Annotated in this window: 16 protein-coding genes; 10 read left to right on the top strand and 6 right to left on the bottom strand. The window is 63.9% G+C overall.

From position 1 onward, the window contains the following. Nucleotides 1-10: 10 nt before the first annotated feature. Nucleotides 11-976, bottom strand: a complete 966-nt coding sequence (locus KF708_00900) for an alpha/beta hydrolase (GenBank protein ID MBX3411244.1) — start codon at nt 974-976, stop codon at nt 11-13. Nucleotides 977-1,627: 651 nt separating this feature from the next. On the opposite strand from KF708_00900, the gene KF708_00905 reads away from it, so the two are divergent. From KF708_00905 to KF708_00925, 5 genes are all read left to right on the top strand, one after another. Next, complete coding sequence (locus tag KF708_00905) at nt 1,628-2,434, top strand: SDR family oxidoreductase (protein MBX3411245.1); 807 nt, start codon at nt 1,628-1,630, stop codon at nt 2,432-2,434. Nucleotides 2,435-2,465: 31 nt separating this feature from the next. After that, nucleotides 2,466-4,499 (top strand): dehydrogenase E1 component subunit alpha/beta, encoded by a 2,034-nt coding sequence (locus tag KF708_00910; protein MBX3411246.1) that lies wholly within the window; start codon nt 2,466-2,468, stop codon nt 4,497-4,499. Between the two features lie 25 nt (nt 4,500-4,524). Next, nucleotides 4,525-5,919, top strand: a complete 1,395-nt coding sequence (locus tag KF708_00915; protein MBX3411247.1) for a 2-oxo acid dehydrogenase subunit E2 — start codon at nt 4,525-4,527, stop codon at nt 5,917-5,919. Nucleotides 5,920-6,020: 101 nt separating this feature from the next. Then, nucleotides 6,021-6,410, top strand: coding sequence for a DUF4405 domain-containing protein (locus KF708_00920; protein MBX3411248.1), 390 nt, complete (start codon nt 6,021-6,023; stop codon nt 6,408-6,410). Between the two features lie 153 nt (nt 6,411-6,563). Continuing rightward, nucleotides 6,564-7,736, top strand: coding sequence for a TIGR02281 family clan AA aspartic protease (locus KF708_00925; protein MBX3411249.1), 1,173 nt, complete (start codon nt 6,564-6,566; stop codon nt 7,734-7,736). 54 nt (nt 7,737-7,790) lie between these two features. Here the strand turns inward: KF708_00925 and KF708_00930 are convergent, their stop codons facing one another. The 3 genes from KF708_00930 to KF708_00940 all read right to left on the bottom strand — a co-directional run bounded on the left by KF708_00930 (nt 7,791) and on the right by KF708_00940 (nt 10,902). Beyond that, nucleotides 7,791-8,240, bottom strand: coding sequence for a response regulator (locus KF708_00930; GenBank protein MBX3411250.1), 450 nt, complete (start codon nt 8,238-8,240; stop codon nt 7,791-7,793). A 39-nt stretch (nt 8,241-8,279) separates the two neighbouring features. After that, nucleotides 8,280-9,533: a serine hydroxymethyltransferase gene (locus KF708_00935; GenBank protein MBX3411251.1), complete on the bottom strand. Its 1,254-nt coding sequence runs from the start codon at nt 9,531-9,533 to the stop codon at nt 8,280-8,282. 130 nt (nt 9,534-9,663) lie between these two features. Then, a complete protein-coding gene (locus KF708_00940; GenBank protein ID MBX3411252.1) occupies nt 9,664-10,902 on the bottom strand; it encodes a hypothetical protein in 1,239 nt (412 codons plus the stop codon). 284 nt (nt 10,903-11,186) lie between these two features. Here KF708_00940 and KF708_00945 point away from each other — a divergent pair, with 284 nt between their 5' ends. Further along, entirely contained in the window at nt 11,187-11,747 is a 561-nt protein-coding gene (locus tag KF708_00945) for a hypothetical protein (GenBank protein MBX3411253.1), read from the top strand. Nucleotides 11,748-11,778: 31 nt separating this feature from the next. Here the strand turns inward: KF708_00945 and KF708_00950 are convergent, their stop codons facing one another. Further along, entirely contained in the window at nt 11,779-14,040 is a 2,262-nt protein-coding gene (locus KF708_00950) for a penicillin acylase family protein (GenBank protein ID MBX3411254.1), read from the bottom strand. A gap of 216 nt (nt 14,041-14,256) precedes the next feature. Here KF708_00950 and KF708_00955 point away from each other — a divergent pair, with 216 nt between their 5' ends. The 3 genes from KF708_00955 to KF708_00965 all read left to right on the top strand — a co-directional run bounded on the left by KF708_00955 (nt 14,257) and on the right by KF708_00965 (nt 15,566). Then, on the top strand, nt 14,257-14,859 hold the full coding sequence (locus KF708_00955) for a uracil-DNA glycosylase family protein (GenBank protein ID MBX3411255.1): 603 nt from the start codon (nt 14,257-14,259) through the stop codon (nt 14,857-14,859). A gap of 113 nt (nt 14,860-14,972) precedes the next feature. Then, nucleotides 14,973-15,188 (top strand): DUF433 domain-containing protein, encoded by a 216-nt coding sequence (locus tag KF708_00960; protein MBX3411256.1) that lies wholly within the window; start codon nt 14,973-14,975, stop codon nt 15,186-15,188. Between the two features lie 9 nt (nt 15,189-15,197). Next, on the top strand, nt 15,198-15,566 hold the full coding sequence (locus KF708_00965) for a DUF5615 family PIN-like protein (GenBank protein ID MBX3411257.1): 369 nt from the start codon (nt 15,198-15,200) through the stop codon (nt 15,564-15,566). On the opposite strand, the gene KF708_00970 is transcribed toward KF708_00965, so the two are convergent. Then, the gene (locus KF708_00970) at nt 15,563-16,357 is read right to left on the bottom strand and encodes a hypothetical protein (protein ID MBX3411258.1); all 795 of its coding nucleotides are present in this window, start codon (nt 16,355-16,357) and stop codon (nt 15,563-15,565) included. The two genes, KF708_00965 and KF708_00970, sit on opposite strands and share 4 nt — an antisense overlap. A gap of 320 nt (nt 16,358-16,677) precedes the next feature. Between KF708_00970 and KF708_00975 the strand changes: the two genes are divergently transcribed. After that, complete coding sequence (locus tag KF708_00975) at nt 16,678-16,956, top strand: hypothetical protein (protein MBX3411259.1); 279 nt, start codon at nt 16,678-16,680, stop codon at nt 16,954-16,956. Nucleotides 16,957-16,964 lie beyond the last annotated feature (8 nt).

Consider the following 16,964-nt stretch of genomic DNA (forward strand, 5'->3'; position numbering starts at 1 on the left):
TGCCCCGAAACTATTTGGCCTTCAGCTTCGAGATCAAAAACTCAGCCACCGATCCGTACTGCTTGTCTTCGTGCCCCGGGTAGGACAGGATCCCTTCGACCCCCGCGGTCTTCAACTTTTCTTCCAGCTTGATGCCATAGATGGCCGAGTGGGTCGGATCGGGACCCGCTTCGCCAATGACCGGCGTCGTCTTCTGGTTCGGGTAATCGAGATAAATCGGTGGATCATCCGTCGTCACCAGCTCGATGGGCGAATACTCCTTGATCCAGGGCAGCACCTTCTCGCGGTTCTCGATCAGCAGCTCGAATTCCTCGGGCCGCGTGCGTCCCTTTTGGGCAAAGCCGAAGGCGTGCCCACCGTAGATCGAGTTGGGCATCCACTCGCGCAGTTCCTTCGGATCCAGCGACGTCTGCGCCCCGACCACGGCGGCACATTGCAGCTTCGACGACTGCCGAGCGATCGGGTCCTCGTGGTTCGGATCGGCCAGATCATCGGCGAGCGCCAGCCACAGGCTGGTGCAGGCGCCGGCCGAGCCCCCCGTCGCGCCGACGCGCGTGGGATCGAGGTTCCACTCCTTCGACTTGGCGCGCAACGTCTGCAGCGCGCGAGCCGCGTCGTGCAGACAGCCCTTCACGGGAGGCTCCACGCCATCCTCCATCGCCTGTAAGATGAAGCGGTAATTCACCGCGGCTACCGAGATGCCCTCGTCTAGATAGGGTTGGATGACGCTGGCGCCGTAGCCGGTCTTGTCGCCCCCCATCCAGCCACCGCCATGAATCAACAGCACGAGCGGCGTGGGCTGTTCGGACTTTGCCAGCCAGAGATCGAACTTTTGCCGCTCCGAGTCGGTCCCGTAGGCGTAGTCGGCCACCGTCGGTTCGGGACGTGCCGGCTTCTCGCGCTGGCGCTGGGCCCAAACGGGCGAGGCAAGCAAGGCGATCAGCGAAAGCGCCAGCAGGGAAGCACGCAGTTTCATGGAATTGTCTCCTGGCAAGAAGCGTGTGCTTTTGACCGTTCGGTAAGAACGCCCACAGCATAACGAGTTTCCAGGCCAGGGACTCGCATCGGCCCCACTCCGTCGTTAAATTTAACCCGAAGCGTGAGTTTTAAAGTGGCCCGATTTGATCCGGGGCTGGCGCCGCGCGAAAATCCACAGCCAGCGCGGTGGCCGAAAATCGACGGCGCAACAAGCCGCGCACCCGTGTACAGTGTAGGCACATCGAATGTTGTCCGATTTTGTAGGTCAGGTACGCGCGTACCTGACACTGGTTCGACTTGGCCACGTCGAATGTTGTCTAGTCTGACAAGTGCTCGAGCATGCCATGTGCAAAGTGGCACAGGCTGTCTAGTCTGTGCAGGCGCTGCGAGTGGTGCGCGTACCAGCGTCCCCTACGAGGCCACCAATACCCGGTTGAGAAGCACGAGCGCCCAGCATGGTCTTCGATATGCAAGTGCCCACCACAGCACCCCTTGCAACGAATCCGCTGCTCCTGGGACGACCGAGTGGTGCGCGATGGTGCGCATGGTGCGCGAACCAACACAATTTCAAAACGCACGCTTCACGCTTGGGATTGCCATCCACGAGCAGAGACCTTGAACTAGCAATCACCCGAGCAGGCGCGAAGCTATGATCACTTCCAAGCTTTTCGATCTCACCGGCCGCGTGGCCCTGGTCACGGGCGCTGCGCGCGGCATGGGGCGCGCCATTGCCCAGGCGGTCGCCGAGCATGGCGCCGATGTGATGCTCGTCGATTGGAACGCCGAGGGCCTGGCCGAGACCGCGGCGCAGATCCGCGCCCAGGGACGTCGCGTTGCCATGTCGTGCCGCGATATGTCGCAGGTCGAAGAGGTGGAGCGGCTGTTCGAGGAGTTCGATCGCGAGTTCGACCGCATCGATTTCCAGGCCAACGTGGCGGGGGGCGATGTCGTGCTCGAGCGGCCCGAGGAGGCCTCGGCCGCCAACGTCGAGCGCGCCTGGCGGGGGCTGGTGCTGGGACGCTTCTGCATGTGCCAGCAGGCCGGGCGGCGAATGATCCGGCAGGGCACGGGCAGCATCGTCAACATCGGCTCGCTGGCCAGCATCACGGCGCTCGGTCGCGGGCATATCTCGTACAGCATGGCCATGGGGGCGGTCGCGCAGATGACGCGCGAGCTGAGCACCGAATGGGCCGCGCACGGCGTGCGCGTCAACGCTATTCTGCCGGCACAAGTGGTGAACCCGAGCCTCGTCGAACGGATGGACGCCGACCCGGGGCTGAAAGATCGCTGGCTGAAGGGGATTCCGCGGGGACGACTCGGCCAGCCCGAGGATGTTCAAGGGTTGGCCGTGCTGTTGGCCTCCGATGCTTCGAGTTGGATTACCGGCGCGCTCATTCCCATGGATGGGGGCAATCTGGCGATGAACGCCGGCGGCACGCGACGCTACGTGGATTAGAAGCCATCAATCCGTGCCAGGGAGCATGCACGTGTCCGAGATACTCGTGACGCCACGCAAGTACGAAGGGACGAAAGGGCCCTCGACGGCCGAATTGCTCGCGCTGTTTCGCACGATGCAACTCATTCGTCAGACCGAGGAAGAGCTGGCCCGTTGCCATCAGCGCGGCCTGATCCAGGGCGCCTGCCATACCTACGTCGGTCAGGAGGCGATCGCCGCGGGAGTGTGCGCGCACCTGCAAACGGTTGACGTCGTCTTCAGTACTCACCGCGGCCACGGACACGCCCTGGCCAAGGGAGCCGCGGCGCGCGAGTTGATAGCGGAACTCTTCGGCCGACAGACCGGTTTGTCGCGCGGCCGGGGGGGCAGCATGCACCTCTTTTCGCCCGAGATCGGACTTTTAGGCACGAGCGGCATCGTCGGCCCCTGCATCCTGCAGGCGGCGGGCGCCGGCTACAGCTTCAAACTGCTCGAGAAATCGCACGTCGGCGTCGCCTTCTTCGGGGATGGCGCGGTCAACAACGGAGCGTTTCATGAAGGGTTGAATCTCGCCAGCATCTGGAAGCTGCCGGTGCTGTTCGTCTGCGAGAACAACCAGTTTGCCACCGAGGTCCCTTTCTCCTACTCGAGCGGCAATCCCTCGGTCGCCGCACGCGGCGCCGCGTATGGCATGCCGGGCATCGAGGTGGATGGAAACGACGTCCGGGCGGTGTTCGCCGCCGCCGGCGAGGCCATCGCCCGCGCGCGTACCGGCGCGGGGCCGACGCTCTTGGAATGCAAGACGTATCGCACGCGGCCGCATGCCGAGGGGATGGGCGATTTTTCTTGCCGCACGCGCGAAGACGTGGAGGATTGGAAGACACGCTGCCCCATCGTGCGGCTGCGCAAGGCGATGCTCGCCACCGACCCGCTGTTGGAAGAAAAGCTCGACGGTATTGCCTCCGACGTGGCTGCCACGGTGCGCGAGGCCCGCGAGTTCGCCGAGAGCAGCACCTGGCCCGATCCCATCTCGGCAACCAGGTATGTCTATGCGACGGAAACAGCGACCAAGGGGGTCGCCTCGACCGTGAGGCAAGTGAGCGCGGGCACGCGCGAGATCACCTACGCGCAGGCCACGCACGAGGCGCTGGCCGAAGAGATGGCCCGCGACGAGCGCATCTTCGTCTTCGGCGAAGGAATCGGAAAGCGCGGTGGCAATTTTAATACCACCGCTGGGCTGTACGACCTCTATGGACCGGTGCGGCTTTGCGATACGCCGATCGCCGAGCGGGGATTCGTCGGCGTGGCGTGCGGCGCGGCGATGTCGGGCACGCGGCCAGTGGTCGACTTCATGTTCGCCGATTTCGTGCTCGACTCGATCGGCGAGATCATCAATCAGATCGCCAAGATGCAGTACATGAGCAGCGGCCGGTTGAAGATGCCGATCGTATTGCGCGGCTGCGTCGGCATCGGGCACTCGGCGGCGACGCACCACTCGGGCAACTACTATGCGCTGTATGCCCAGGTGCCCGGTCTGCGCGTGGTACTTCCTGCGACTCCCTACGATGCCAAGGGGCTCTTCAAACGTGCCCTGCGGGGAGACGATCCGGTGGTCTTCCTCGAGCATCGCGAGCTGTTGACGCTCAAGGGGCCGGTGCCGACCGACGATTACGAACTGGAGTTCGGGCGGGCGGCCATCGTGCGCGAGGGACGTGACGTGACCGTGGTCGCCCTGGCGCGCATGGTTCAGCAGACCCTGGCCCTGTGCGATGAATTGGAACGCGAGGGCATTTCGGTCGAGCTGGTGGATCCCCGCACGGTGTTGCCGCTCGACATCGAAACGATCACCGCGTCGGTGCATAAGACGGGGCGGCTGCTCATCGCCGACGAGGGGTATGGTCCCTGCGGCGTTGGAGCGGAGATTGCGGCGCAGATCGTGGATCGTGCGTTCGACGATCTCGACGCGCCCATCCGCCGCGTGAATGGCGCCTTCGCGCCAACGCCCTACAGTCCGCCGCTCGAAGCGGCCGTCGTCCCACAAGCGGCCGACCTGGCGCGTGCCATTCGCGAACTAGCCGCCGAGTAAACTCCCGCTCCACCGTCAGCTTGCCATGCACTACGAAGTCACGGTCCCGCGTCTCGGCTGGTCGATGGACGAAGGGACCTTCGTCGGTTGGCTGAAGCGCGACGGCGAAATGGTTCAGCCGGGGGAACCCCTGTTTGAACTCGAGAGCGACAAGGCGACGCAGCCGATCGAAGCGCTCGACCCGGGTGTGCTGCGCATTCCGCCCGATGCTCCCCAGCCGGGCGACGTCGTGCCGGTGGGTAAGGTGCTGGCCTATCTGGTCGATGCGGTGAGCGCGGCAGGTTTCGTGTTTCCCGGTTCGCAAGTCGTAACGGCGAGTGTCACTGCCGATGCGGCTCCCGTCTCGGCGCGTTCGGCTCCGGCGGCGGCTCCATCCGTCCGGCGTCTAGCCCGCTCGTTGGGCGTCTCGTTGGCCGACGTAGGGTCGGAGCAAAATTCGCCCCGCGTGACCGCCGACGACGTGCGCGCGGCGGCCACGGTGGTCCCTGCTCCGAAAGCACTGCCACATGACGAGTCCTCTGCAGGGTCCGCGTTCGCCAGTCCTCGCGCGCGCCGCGTGGCGCAGGAGCTGGGGGTCGACTGGCGCAAGCTGCGCGGAACGGGACGCCAAGGCCGCGTGCGCGAGCGCGACGTACGGCAGGCGACCGAGGCGGACGCTCGAAACGCAGCAGCGGCGGCGTCGAGCCTCGCCGCGCCAACGCCCGCACCGGCGCCTGTTCTCGGTATCTCCCCCGCGCCATTGCCCACGACTGGGCTCAGTCCGCGCCGGCGGACGATTGCCGCACGCATGTTGGCCAGCAGTCAGCAGACGGCTCCGGTCACGCTCACGACGCGCGCCGACGCGACCAATCTCGTCGCCTTGCGCGAGCAGTTTCGCGCCGCCGGGCAAGATCGCATTCCCTCGTTTACGGTGATTATCGCGCGACTGTCGGCGAGCGTCTTGCGGCAACACCCGCCATTGGCCTCGCGCTGGGACGAGCAGGGAATCACCGTGGCCACCGACATGCACTTGGGGTTGGCCGTCGATACCGACGCCGGGCTGCTCGTGCCCGTGTTGCGCGACGTCGATCGCCGTTCGCTGCTCGACTTGGCTCTCGAATCGCAGCAGCTTTTCGAGGCGGCCCGCGCCGGGCGGCTGACAGCCGAGCAAATGCAGGGGGGAGTCTTCACGATCAGCAACCTGGGGGCGTACGGCATCGACGCCTTTACGCCGATCATCCATCAGCCGCAGGCGGCGATCTTGGGGTTAGGGGCGATCCGTGACGAGCCGACGGTGCGGTCGGGGCAAGTCGTCGTGCGCGCACAGATGACGTTGAGCCTGACGTTCGACCATCGCCTTCTCGACGGCGCCCCCGCGGCGCGAGCACTGCAGACGCTCGTCTCCGCGATCGAGAATCCGGCGGCCTGGCTCTTGAGCTGAGCAGCCGTTGAAGCGCAGGCCGCCATGTCTCTTCTCGGCGCGATACCACTCTGCCAATAAGCCACCTTTGCGCATCGCGGGGCGCTGAGTATGCTCGTGCCATGTCACGAACCGTGCTCAATTTCTTGGTCGATCTGGCCCTGCTGCTGATCACGACGACCTTGCTCTGGACGGCCGTAGTGGTGCATTTCGTGTTTCCCCCCGGCACGGACGCGGCCGGATGGACGCTGTGGGGCTTGGGCTACGACGATTGGACGACGCTCCAGTTCTCGCTGTTGTGCGTGGTTGCGTTGACGATCTTGCTCCACGTGATGCTGCACTGGAGCTGGGTCTGCGGCGTGGTCATCACGCGGATTCTCAAACGCAAGAAGGCGGGGGGTACTGACGATGGTTCGCAGACGATCTACGGCGTGGCCACGCTGATCGTGCTGCTCAACGTCATCGGGGGCATGGTGGCGCTGGCCAGTCTCATGATTCGTCCGCCAGCGTGACGAGTTGGTTGGACACTTGCCGGCCCCGCGCAGGAAGTCGCCTCGCGACACGGATTTCCGCGCCTTCCGAGGCTCCGGTCGAACTTCTGCTTGCCAGCCGGAGCCGGGCGGATGAGAATCGGAGGGTCCGCTGTCACGCACGAAGGGTCAGGCATGCGCGCTGTATTTGTCCCATCGGTCTGCCTTGTCTTGTGGCTTGGTTTCACGGGCAAGTCTTCTCTGGGCGCTGACGATACGCCCGCCGCGGCCGGCGAGAGTGAGGCGGCCGGCAAGGCGATCGAAGCGGAACTGGGCCAGAAGGGGCTGCGTCGGCAGGGCGCTTCGCTCGTGCTCGTCGAAGAGGCCGAACTCTCGAAGCTGCTGGCCGACGAAAAGAAATTCAAACGCGAAGTGCTGAAGGCCGCCAAGGCGATGAACGAAGCGCTGGCGTTCGACTACGAGGCGCAATTGCTGTTGGCGCAGTACCGGCAGCAACGCCGGCAATTGAACGCTGAACTGCCCAATGCCAGCAGCGTCGCTCGCCATAATCGAATCGTCGTGATGATGAACGAGCTGGCCGAGCGGATCACCGATCTACAGAACAACAAGGAACTGGCCGATCGCGTCCGCGTGGCGCGGCAGGAGTTCTCGAAGGTTCGCGAGCAGTACATCGAGCGGCTGCTGGCCGCGCGCCGGCTGGCCGACAAGCTGCGCGAAGACTGGGCCGATCTCGTCGAAGACGCGGATGTTAAGGAAATCGTGGCACGCCTGAGCGAGGCCACCGGCCGAGAGTTGGCACTGGCCGAGTCGAAATCCCTGCAGGCGATGATCAAGCAAATCGAGAAGCTGGAAGAAACCGTCCTCTCCGAATCGATCGATCTGCGCAACGACGGCAGCAATACCTACCAGGTGAGCGTGACCGTCAACGGCGAGCACACGAAAGAAATGGCGGTCGATTCCGGCTCGAGCATCGTGGTCTTTCCTTATCGCGAGGCCGAGGCGATGGGCGTGGCCCCCAGCGAAGGGGCCGAGACGATCATCCTGGTGCTGGCCGACGGGCGCCAGGTGCCCGCCAAACGCATCACGATCGAAAGCGTCCGCGTGGGCAAGTTCGTGGTGGAGAACGTCGAGGGGGCGGTGTTGCCGGCCGAGCTTACCCGGGCGCCGCTCATCCTGGGGATGAGCTACCTGGGCAACTTCAAGTTCGATATCGATCCAGGCACGATGAAGCTCACCATGACCCGGCTCGACGGGGATGATCTCGAGCCGCAACGCCCCGGCGCGAAGGCCAAGCCGGGGGCGAAGACCAAGAAGAAAGAAGCGGACGGTACGAGTAAGGAAGATTGATTTGCCGTTCCCTTACCGCGTCAAGCCACGCGTCAGCTTGGCTTGGACGGAATATTAACGCGGGCCGCTCGAGTCTTCCATACCCTGGATGTAGCGCCGCAGGCGTTCGACCTCGTCGGTCACCGAGTGTAGTTTGAGCATGTTCTCGACGCGCTTGATGAGCTCGACCTTGTTGACCGGCTTGCTGAGAAAATCGTCCGTGCCGGCATTCACGGCCCGCTCGATATCGCCCAACTCGTTCAGGGCCGTCACCATGAGGATCATGATGCCTTTGGTGGCCGCATCCCCCTTCAGCTTCTGGCAGACCTCGAAGCCCGACAGTTTCGGCATCATGATGTCGAGCAGGATCAGGTCCGGTTGGAACGAGGCGACCTTGTCGAGCGTGTCGCGCCCATCGACCGCCACGGCGATCTCGCACTCGACGTTCGCCAGATAGGCCTCGAGCAACTCGACGTTCGTCTGATTGTCGTCGGCGATCAGAATGCGACTCTTCGCAGCGGCCATAGCGGCTTCCTACTCCGTTCGGTCCTTGATCCTGTCCGCTCAGACGGTGGCGAGACGGGCGGCGGGCACGGGAAACTCGGTGCATAGATCCGACACCTCGCCGCGAATACGCTTGAGCGTGGCTTCGTCCTGCGGATGCTTCAGAGCCTCGAGCATCCAGGCGCCGATCTTGCGCATCTCGTCGGTGCCCATGCCGCGCGTGGTGAGGGCGGGCGTGCCGATGCGAATGCCCGACGGATCGAGCGGCTTCCGCTCGTCGTAGGGAATCATGTTCTTGTTCACGGTGATGCCGCAGTGGCCGAGCGTCGCTTCGGCCAGCTTGCCGGTGAGGCCGATCGTCGTGACGTCAGCCAGCATCAGGTGGTTGTCGGTGCCGCCCGAGGCGAGCTTGATGCCGCCGGCCAGCAGCACCTCGGCCAGCGCCTGGGCATTGTCGATCACCTGCCGGCCGTACTGCTTGAATTCGGGCCGCAGAGCCTCGCTGAAGCAGACCGCCTTGGCCGCCACGATGTGCATCAGCGGGCCACCCTGGATGCCCGGGAAGACCTGCCGATCGACATCTTTGGCGTATTCCTCGCGGCACATGATCATGCCGGCCCGCGGACCGCGCAGCGTCTTGTGGGTGGTCGTTGTGACGAAGTCGGCCAAGGGCACCGGGCTGTTGTGCAGGCCCGCGGCCACGAGCCCCGCGTAGTGGGCCATGTCGACAAAGAGCTTGGCCCCCACCTCGCGGGCGATCTCGGCGAACCTAGCGTGAGGGATCTCACGGGGATAGGCGCTGGCGCCCGCCACGATCAACTTCGGCTTGTGCTCGCGCGCCAGCCGAGCGACCTGGTCGAAGTCGATGCGGTTCGTATCGCGCGTGACGCCGTAGCTGTGGAAGTGGTAAAGCTGGCCCGAGATGTTCAACTTCATGCCGTGCGTCAGGTGGCCGCCGTGGGCCAGGTCGAGCCCGAGCACGGAGTCGCCCGGCTGCAGTACGGAGAGATACACGGCCAGGTTGGCCTGACTGCCCGAGTGGGGCTGCACGTTGACGTGCTGAGCGCCAAAGAGCTGCTTCGCCCGATCGCGGGCCAGATCTTCGACGATGTCGACATATTCGCAGCCGCCGTAATAACGCCGGCCAGGGTAGCCCTCGGCGTACTTGTTCGTCAGCACGCTCCCCGCCGCCTGCATGACGGCCGGGCTGACGTAGTTTTCGCTGGCGATCATCTCGAGGCCGTCTTCCTGACGCTCGATCTCCGAGGCGATCGCGGACCAAACCTCCGGGTCTTCTTTTTCGAGCCAATTCATCGGGGTTCGGACCTCGCGGGAAAGAGTTCGACCTGGCATTCGGCACGGCGGCAGGGGGCCATGCCTTGGGGGCAAAGGGGCTATTGTCGAGATCGCCCCGCCGGTCGTCAATCACGCGGCCGGCAGATGGTTAGCGAACTTTCACCTTACTACGTATCTCGACCTCGATCGTCCCCACATTGTCGGACAATTCCGCGGGGGAATCGTTCACGCGCAGGTAAAGCGTGCCGACGACGGGCGTTGTGACCGTTGCTCCCAGCCCAATCGGAATCGGATGATCGAGTCCGAGTTGGTTCATTTGCTCCGAACTGCCTGGATTCACTGGATCGGGTACAATCGCTCCCTGGAGCATGCCCAGGGGGGCTCCACGGTGATAGCGGATCGTCACGCCACCTGACTCACACCACCACACCGGCGGTCCGGCGGAGATCTGGTATCTCCCCTTGGCACGCAGGGCGTACGTCGAGCCCGGCTCGAGCTGCACGCCGGTCGACTGCCAGCCACGATCGGTGGCCAGTGTCACGACTTTGCCCGCCTCGGCGAGGGGCTTGCCAGTCGCCATGTCGACGGCGGTCCGCGCGAGATCGCGCCCGTAGTCGAGTTCCGTGGCGAACGATGCCCATTCGAGATCGATGTCGTCCAGGTCGTCGCGAAACGCTGCCACGAAGCGATCGTTGAAATCCTTCTCGCCCACTCGTGGGATCAGGGCGCGAAAGCGTTCGCGGTAACGCGGGTGGCTGTCGAGATAGCAAGCCCAGGCCCAGGCCCAGGCGTAGCCGCTATTGTCGCGCGGGCTGAGATTCAGCAATTGTTCGGTCTGCGGCAGGCGCCCCGACTGGATATCGTCACGTACCAGTTTGATACGTCCCAACATCGGCACTTCGTCGCGCGAGCGGGGGAAATAGCCCAGCTCGACTTCCGTGCCGCCGCCACGATGCGTGCCCAACCGTTCGGCGATGCCTTCGGCATACCACGCCGGGCCGGTACTGCCCAAACGCGTGAGCATGAAGCTGTGCGTCCCTTCGTGCAGCATCAGGTGGCGGCGGTAGTATTCGCTTGGCTGCTCGTCGAACCAAAAGCGATCGTTGTAGGTGTAGCCGTGCAGGAATTCGGGCAACTCGGCCGGCAACAGACCCGCGCGGCGGAAACGCTCTCGGTCGAGCATCAGACAGCCCGTGACGTGCCAGGTGGGTGAAGTCTCGACCGGTACGTGGAAATACCGGCACCATTGCGGGTAGGCAGCGTCGAAGGTGGCCAGTAGCGACTCGCACGCCGTGTCATCGCCCAGATCGGTGTAGAGCGTCAGTCGCTGGCCTTCGTGCCGGCGGATGCCCGCGGCCCGCGCGGCGTCTTCGTCGACCTCAACCACCAATCGCTTGGGGGGCTGGCCGGCTCGGCCCTGCGCGCGCACCGGCTGCGGCGAGAGAGCGTTCGCCAGTACGAATAGGAACGTCGCGAGTGGAAGAAGAGGGGTCGTCGGCCGCATTACTCCAGGGTAGCATGGCGGCCGCGCCATTCACCAGCAATGCCGGGCCTGCCGGTCGGAACGTTCGTCGAGCGAGGCGGACGGCGGAATGCCTGCCACCGTGCGATCCGGAAGGTCGGCACACACGACCTGCGCTAACCCCATGCGTTCGTAGGGCAACCAACACCATGCAGCGACATGCCATCAAGCGACTTCCGGCCGCACATTTGGCGCTCGTGGGAGTTTGCCTGGCGGGGGTGGTTGCCATGACCTGGTCGTTCGTAGAGCATCGCCCGGCGACGAGCCTGCCCGCGATTTTTGCACGCGCCGTGACGGTGGAAGCGGCCGCCGCGGCGGTCTACCTGTTGGCGGTGGGGCTGTTCGCAAGCTTACGTCTGGCACGCGTCCCTGGAACGGCGGCCTTGGCTCAGCGGTTGCTCAAGCCGACGGTCGCGGTCGAGGCGATGTTAGTGCTTGCATGCACGTCCGTTTTGATTCGAGGCTACTCGTCGCGTGGCTTGCTCGCTGGGCTCGACGTGTTGCTCCCCACGGTGATCGTCGTAGCGGTCATGTCGATCGCCGTGACCATGGCCACTCGACACGAAGCAGCGGACGATCTCTTGCCGGAGTGGCCGCGTGGAGCATGGCTCTGGGCGACGAGCCTGGTGCGCATCGCCGCTTGCCTCGTGTTGCTAGGGGCACTCGGATTTCTCGAAGGGCAATCGCTGCCGAACTCGCTCGTCCACTAAGTGTGCGGTCAAGCGGCATGGACGAGCGCGATCAGCCGCCGGTCGAGGCTTGGGCCGAGACCACTTCCTCGCCCGGGTGATAGACCTGCTTGGCGCCGGCCTTCACGTCGTCCCAGTAGTACAACTGCGGCTTCATGCGCTTCTCCGACATGAGCTTGGCCTGGTCCATGAAGTGGGGCGACTTCGGATCGCTGCTGATGCCGTATTGCAACACGCTGCGGCCTTCGACGCGGTCGCCGAACTCGACGACCGACATGTAGCTGTTGCCCACGACGCCGTAACGCAGCTTCGTGCGTCCGATGAGGGGCACGATGGGGGTGAAGTACATGTTGTAGACGATGCCCAGCGGTCCGTGCATGCCGTCGCTCGGCAGGCTGTCTTCCTTGTCGCTGAAGGGGATCTTGAAGAAGTCGGCCACGTCGGCATGACGCTGCATGCGATGCACCTTGCCGTAGGGGGTTTTCCAGTCGCCGTAGAGCTTCTGGATGCTGTCGGCCGCGGTGATGAGGGCGCGGAACTTTTCGGCGTCGTTGCCGATGAACTTCTGCTCCATCCGCTCCGAGGTAAATCCCTCGTTGCCATAGAGCTGCTTGTACCAGTTCAGGCAGAGCGTGGCCTGCGTCGAGTCGTGCGAGCAGCGGGCATCCCAGTCGAGCAGGTGCTCGAAGTAGGGCTGCACCTTGGCGGCCAACTCGGGATCGGTCTTCTGCAGACGCTCGAAGGCCACCTTGTACTGCGGGATTTCGGTCAACGCCCAGTAGACCGTGGTGTCGAAGGCCATCTCATGCAACTTGTCGAACGTCAGATCGTGGACGTCACGGAGCAGCATGCGCGAGACCTTGGCCCGGCGCTTGTCGTCGTGCTTCTCCTTGACCATGTAGTTGGGAAAGTCCTGCATGGCCGGCGCCCCATCGTCGGTGACCGTGAAGGGGCTTTGGTTGCAGCTTTGAATGAAGCCCGACAGCGGGTTCAACACCTGGGGCAGATCTTCGATCGGGTGGACCCCCTGCCAGTCGCTGCGGGGATCGCTGCCGTCGAGCATGTGGCTCCAGTCGAGGGCCGGATCGCGCTTGGGGACGATGCCGTTGTAGAGGTAATAGATGTTGCCTGCCTTGTCGGCATAGACCGTGTTGAAGATGTGGAAGTCGAGCATCCCCATCGCCGCGCGGAATTCGTCGAGGTTCTTGGCTCGGACCATCTGCAGATTCTGCCGCGAAAGCAGGGCGTCGTTGAACTTGCCGATGTTGGCCGAACGGTATTCCTTGTCGTTCAGCTTCTCGACGATCGGCCCGTGGTGCGTCTTGCGAAAGGTGTACTCCTTCTCGTCGAAGCTGCCGTCGCGATTGCGAATCTTGATCGAGTCTTTCCACTCGACGGCCGTTTTGTAGCCGTCGCCATGGCGGTAGTTGAGCGGGTGGGCGGGATCGTCGAACGTCTCACGCCAGTTGTCGCCCAGATCGGGTTCATTGACGGTGAAGGCCCAACCCAGATGCTCGTTGTGTCCCAGCGTGGGCAGCGGGCTGCCGAAGAACGTACCGCCGGTGAAGTCCCAGCCCTCGCCGCTGCGGAGGTGAGCTTCATAGAACTGCCCGAAGCCATAGTACGGCTGGTGCGGATTGATGAAGAGCATGGCGTTGCCACTCTTCGTGCGGCTGGGGGCGATAGCCCAGGCGTTCGAGCCCTTGGTGGCTTCGATTTCGGCCACGGCGTTCGACACCCGGTCGTTCGGCGCGCCGGTGCCACCCCAGTGCCACGTGAGGACGATGCCGCGCCCCATCGCCAGCATGTGCCACGGTTCGAAGTGGGTGATCAAGCGGGGCTTGGTCTCGGGATGCTTGGCCAGATAGTAGTTGATGCCGGCGGTGAAGGCGGCGCAGATTCGCTTCATCTTCGGATCGAAGGTCTCGTAGTCGGCCTGGGCCCGCTGGGGCACTTCGAACGCGCGGTTCAGAATGTCTCCCTTGAGACCCGACGAGCCGTAGACCTCGGCATAACGGCCGAGCCCCAGGATGTAGGAATCTTCGAGCTGCCAGAAGTAGTCTTGCGCCTGGCAATAGGCGAAGCCGAAGCAGACGGCTTCGTCCGTCGGGCCGTCGATGTGCGGCACGCCCCAGGCGTCGCGGTAGATGGTTACGCTCTTGGCCAGGGCCTCGGCGTCGATCGCATCGGCGGCGGAAGGGGTTTTGGCCTCTTCCGCGGCGACCGCCGTGGCGGGGACAAAGCCGAACAGCGACAGTCCGGCGATCAGGGCGAAGGCAGAGCATCCAAGCGCAGGGCGAAGATTCGAGCGCATTCAGGGTGACTTTCTGGCTGAGTCAGGTTTGGCGGGAATGTCACATGCTAACCTGCCGGCGGCAGGCGGAGCAAACTTGTGCGGGCAGGGGAACCAGGAGCGGAGAGCCGAATTCGTTCGCCGGCCGGCCCGATTTGCCTGTCTTCGGTATACTTGCGAGCGAGGCCCGAAGTTTCGTTCCCTCGGCCGGTCTCGTCGCCGCCACACGCCAAAAAGATGCCACGCACGCGGATTGCCCGATCGCTCGACGCTCTGCTGGCAGAAGTTCGTGCCTGTCGGCATTGCGTGGGCAAGTTGCCGCTCGAGCCCCGGCCGGTCTTGCGAGCCGGCGCCAACGCCCGGCTCCTGATCGTGGGGCAGGCCCCCGGCACGCGGGTCCACGAGACCGGCATCCCCTGGAACGACCCCAGCGGCGACCGACTGCGCGAGTGGCTGCGGGTGGATCGCGAGCAGTTCTACGACGAGGACCGCGTCGCCATCATCCCGATGGGCTATTGCTATCCGGGGCGGGGCAAGTCGGGCGATCTGCCGCCGCGCCGCGAGTGTGCCGAGCTGTGGCTGCCGCGGCTGCTCGAGCATCTGCCGAAGCTGGAGCTGACGCTGCTGGTCGGCCAGTATGCCCACGCCCATTATCTGGGCGAACGTCGCAAAGCGACGTTGACCGAGACGGTCCGCGCGTGGCGTGAGTATCTGCCCCAGTTCATCCCGCTGCCGCACCCTTCGCCACGCAACAACATCTGGCTGGCAAAGAACGCCTGGTTCGAAAAAGAAGTCGTGCCGGCGATGCGGCGCAAGTGCCGGAAGTTGATGGTGGTGTGAGCGATCGAGCTGCTCACGGCGCATCAGGTGCCAGAATGTTTCAACCTGGCATCGCGATAAGGTAGACTTGGGATGGCAACGAAACCAGACGATGGTCGACGATAAGGTGCGCTATGTTTGATCGCATCACGTTCAATTCCGAAATGGTGGAGGGACGTGCGTGCATCCGTGGCATGCGGATGCCGGTATCCGTGATCGTTAGCCAGATCGCCCACGGCAGCACGTGGGATGAGGTGCTGGCCGAATATCCCGATCTCGAGCGGGACGATATCCAGCAGGCGCTCGATTATGCGGCGTGGTTGACGCAGGAAGAAGTCCGCACGCCGTAAGTTGCTGACATGCGTTTGCTGGCCGATATGGGCATTTCGCCGACGGTCGTCCGCGCCCTGCGAGGCGAGGGACACGATGTCGCCTATCTCCCGGATGTCGGACTTCAACGCTTGTCTGACAGGGATATCTTTTCGCTGCCGGCACGCGAGGATTGCATCGTGGTGACTGTCGCCCTCGAGTTTGGCGAGATTGTGGCGGCGAGTGCGCCAACGGTAGTCAGCGTCGTGTTGTTGCGACTGCGCAGTATGCGTGCGCAATTCGTCATGCAACGGTTGGCTATCGTCTTGCCAGATGTGACGGAAGCGCTGGAAGCGGGCGCTGTGGTTGTCGTCGAGGACACACGGCACCGGGTGCGAAAGCTGCCGATAGGCGGTTAGTCCGCCGATTTCTCGACCAGTTCGGCGGTGACGAGGAGCAGGACCTCGATCTCATTTTCTTTCTCGCGCCGTTCGGTTGCGTGCTGAGTGACCTCGATTCGCTTTTCTGTTTGGCTCACGGCCCCCATCTGGCCCGATTTCAGATCAAAGCTCGTGTCGAATTCTGTGGTACGGAGGTAGCGTGGTAAGCCGCGTTCTGGGGAGTATTCTGCGCTGGAGGAGCGCACCGCGTGCCGATAGTCGAGGTGGATGGTTCCGTCGTCGAGGAGCCGCGCCGTACAGTGAATTCTGGTGCCGGCGTGGATCATCTCCACGGTGCTCTCGCCCTGGGGCTGGGGGACTCGCATGGGGATCTCGGGTCCAACTCGTATCGAGGCCGGTTTGCCTGTCGTTACGACAATCTCGGAACTCGATAAGACCTTGGCGAGTTGGTTCTTGAGTAGCGCATCAAAGAACTTGCGGACGTGCCGTGTCGCGGCAGGATCGTCAGGGGAGGACGCAATCAATGCCGCCATTGAGGTTGGTACGGCAGCAGTAGAGTTTTCACCTTCTTCGGCGGCGCCATCGATGCGTGCGAAATCGATGCCCAAGGTACGCATCTTTGTTCGCGATACCTCGATGACCTCCGCCTTCACCAGGACCTGGCGCTGATCGAGCGGTGCCTGCTGGACTATGGCGTCCGTAGCCACGGGCTTTGCCGGTGCGCAAGGCTCTCCCGCCGCTGCACGCAGCGCGGCCGCGCTGCTGAGTACCGCGGTGACGAACAGCGCAAATAACAAGTAGGTCCGCATGAACCTGCCTCCGTGTCGACGAGAAGGGGCGAGACGAGCGCACCAACGTGGGTCCGCTCGTATATCGCCCGGCCGCGAGGCCGACAATGGCAACTTCGCAGCTAGCAAGGTCAGACGGCGGGAATCCCCGGCCGGACCTGGAAAAGAAGCGGGGTTGGATTTTCCCTTGCCAGCTTGAAAGCGTCGCCGCGGTCGGACAGACTGAAACGCTGCCGGCCAGGGGAGAGTAGATGCCTGTGCAGGACTCCTTCCCCCCGAGCCGGCCGCTTGCCTCCAACCACTGCCTTATCCCAGGTCACACCAGCCCCAGGGCATACGCCATGTACGATCCGAACGTGAATTACGAGCTTCTGCCCACGCCCCCGCAGGACGAGACTGAAGTCAACCTGCGGAGTTATTTCAGCCGCCTCTCGGACGAGCGTCTGATGGAGTACGACCCCGACTGGACCGACGAGCAGGTCATGGCGTGGGACGACAACTTCACCAGCGACGGCGAGCTGTTCCTGATCTGCTGCGAGCGCGAGGTGGACGTCGCCGAGTACCGCCGCGTGCTGGTCGAACACATGACGTTGCGCCAACTGACGCCAACGGCCAAGTAGTTGGCTCG

The sequence above is a fragment of the Pirellulales bacterium genome, assembly GCA_019636335.1.
Classification (GTDB): Bacteria; Planctomycetota; Planctomycetia; order Pirellulales; family JAEUIK01; genus JAHBXR01.